This is a genomic window from Promicromonospora kroppenstedtii DSM 19349 (genome assembly GCF_000515355.1).
Taxonomy (GTDB): Bacteria; Actinomycetota; Actinomycetes; order Actinomycetales; family Cellulomonadaceae; genus Promicromonospora; species Promicromonospora kroppenstedtii.
This window is the reverse complement of sequence record NZ_KI911608.1, coordinates 9,876-12,407: the sequence shown is the minus strand read 5'-3', so window position 1 is coordinate 12,407 and position 2,532 is coordinate 9,876. Positions and strand designations below refer to the sequence as shown.

Below are 2,532 nucleotides of genomic sequence, written 5' to 3'. Positions count from 1 at the left end.
CCGGGCGCAGCCTCGGACGCCGCACCCGCCGAGCCGACGCCGGGCGGCACGCTCAGGTTCGCGCTCGGCGCCGCGCCGCAGGGCGTGGACCCGCAGCAGGTCGGCTCGAACGTCAGCATCTACGTGGCGCGGCAGCTCGCCGACTCGCTGACCGACCAGGACCCGGAGACGGGTGAGATCGGCCCGTGGCTCGCCGAGAGCTGGGACGTCAGCGACGACCTGACGCGGTTCACCTTCCATCTGCGCGAAGGCGTGACATTCTCGGACGGCAGCGCGCTGGACTCCGCGGACGTCCGGGCGAGCTTCGATGCGATCGCGGGCGACCTCGGGACCACCGCGCCGCTCGCGGCGAGCTACCTCGCGGGCTACGAGCAGACCGAGGTGCCGGACGAGCTCACCGCGACCGTCGTCTTCGACGAGCCGAACGCGCAGTTCCTGCAGGCCACCTCGACGGTGTCGCTCGCGATCCTCGCGGAGGAGACCGCGGCGGTGGACCCGGCCGAGCGCCTCCAGGGCGACGTCGTCGGCTCCGGGCCGTTCGTGCTCGAGAGCTACACGCAGGACCAGGGCGCTGTGGTCACCCGGCGCGAGGGCTACGACTGGGCGCCGGCCTCGGCCGAGCACGAGGGCGATGCCTACCTGGAGCGCATCGAGTTCTCCGTGGTCCCGGAGTCGGGCGTGCGGGCCGGGGGGCTTGCGTCCGACCAGTTCGACGCCGTCGGCGACGTGCTGCCGCAGGACGTGCCGCAGGTCGAGGGCTCCGGCGGCGCGGTGCTGACCCGTGCCAACCCGGGCGTGCCGTTCGTGCTGCAGCCCAACCTGACCCGCGCGCCCCTGGACGACGTCGAGGTGCGGCGCGCACTGCTGGTCGCGATCGACCGGCAGGAGCTGGTCGACACGGTCCTGTCCGACGCTTTCGAGCCGGCCACCGGCATCCTCGCCTCCACCACGCCGGGCTACGCGAACCTGTCCGGCCGGCTCGCCTTCGACCCCGAGGAGGCCGAGCGCATCCTCGACGACGCCGGCTGGGCGCCCGGCCCCGACGGCATCCGGGTCAAGGACGGCGAGCCGCTGGAGATCGAGGTCACCTACACGCCCGTGTTCACGGGCAGCGGGCCCGTGCTGGAGCTCGTCGCCCAGCAGCTGCGCGCCGTCGGCGTCGACCTGGTCCTCCGCCAGCTCACGGCCGCCGAGCAGACCACCGCCCAGGACTCCGGCGACTACGACTTCTACTACTACAACGTGACGCGGGCCGACGCCGACATCCTGCGCACCCAGTTCTCGACGGACCAGCGCAACCTCAGCCTGCGCGAGCCCGACGACGTCGTCGACCCCCTGCTCGACGAGCAGCTCGGCGAGGCCGACCCGGCCACTCGCGACACCATCGCCGCCGACGCGCAGGAGGCGCTGCTGGACCAGGCCCTCGCGGTCCCGCTGTTCGAGCTGTCCCAGTCCATCGGGGTGCGTGGCGACGTGCACGGCGTCACCTTCGACGCCTCGTCCCGGCTGCTGTTCCACGACGCCTGGATCGAGCAGGAGTGATGACGGTCCATGTGCTGCGCCGCCTGGGCGGCGCCGTCGCGGTCCTCTGGGCGGCGTTCACGGTCTCGTACCTGATCCTGTACCTGCTGCCCAGCGACCCCGTGGCGATCATGCTCGACCAGGGCGCCGGCGGCGAGCGCGTGGACCCGGCCCGCGTGGCCGAGCTGCGTGAGCGGTACGGGTTCGACCAGGGCCCCGTCCAGCAGTACCTCACGCTGCTCGGCCGCACGCTGACGGGCGACCTCGGCACCTCCATCAGCAGCGGTGCCCCCGTGACCGGGCTCATCGCGGACGCGTTCCCCGAGACCGCCAAGCTCGCCGGCCTGGCGCTCGCGCTCGGCCTGGCGGGCGGCGTCGGCATCGCGGTGCTCGCGTCGTGGACCCGGGCCGCCTGGCTGCGCGACCTGCTGCTCGCCCTGCCGCCGCTCGGCGTCGCGGTGCCCGGGTTCTGGGTAGGTCTCGTGCTGCTCCACCTGTTCTCGTTCACCTGGTTCGTCTTCCCGGCGGTCGGCAACGAGGGGTTCGCGTCCCTGGTGCTGCCCGCGGTCACGCTCGCGGTGGGGCTCGCCGCCGTCGTCGCGCAGGTGCTGTCCCAGGGCCTGCGCGAGGCGTGGCGCGCGCCGTACGTCGAGACGGCGTTCGCGAAGGGCTCCGGGCGCGCCCGCGTGCTCGGCGCGCACGTGGCCCGCAACGGGTCGCTGCCCGCCGTCACCGTGCTCGGTGTGCTGGTGGGCAACCTGCTGGGCGGGACCGTCGTGGTCGAGACAGTGTTCTCCCGCCAGGGCTTCGGCCGGCTCGTCGAGAACGCCGTCACCACGCAGGACATCCCCGTGGTGCAGGGGCTCGTGGTCGTCGCCGCGGCCGTGTTCGTCGGCACCAGCCTCCTGGTGGACCTCGTGTACCCCCTGCTCGACCCGCGGGTGCTCGCCGGCGGCCTCGGCCGCGCGGCCGGAGGCGCGCGATGACCGCCGTCCTGCGCACCCGCCCCGC

At 73.9% G+C, this 2,532-nt stretch carries 2 protein-coding genes; both read left to right on the top strand.

The genetic code is table 11. The features are described from left to right. The coding region (locus tag PROKR_RS03750; protein ID WP_036959654.1) for an ABC transporter substrate-binding protein at nucleotides 1–1,542 on the top strand (1,542 nt) is incomplete at its 5' end. Then, nucleotides 1,542–2,507 carry an ABC transporter permease gene (locus PROKR_RS03745; protein ID WP_036959635.1) on the top strand — a complete coding sequence of 322 codons (966 nt, stop codon included), beginning with the start codon at nucleotides 1,542–1,544 and terminating at the stop codon, nucleotides 2,505–2,507. The genes PROKR_RS03750 and PROKR_RS03745, both read left to right, overlap by 1 nt. The last annotated feature ends 25 nt before the right edge of the window (nucleotides 2,508–2,532 follow it).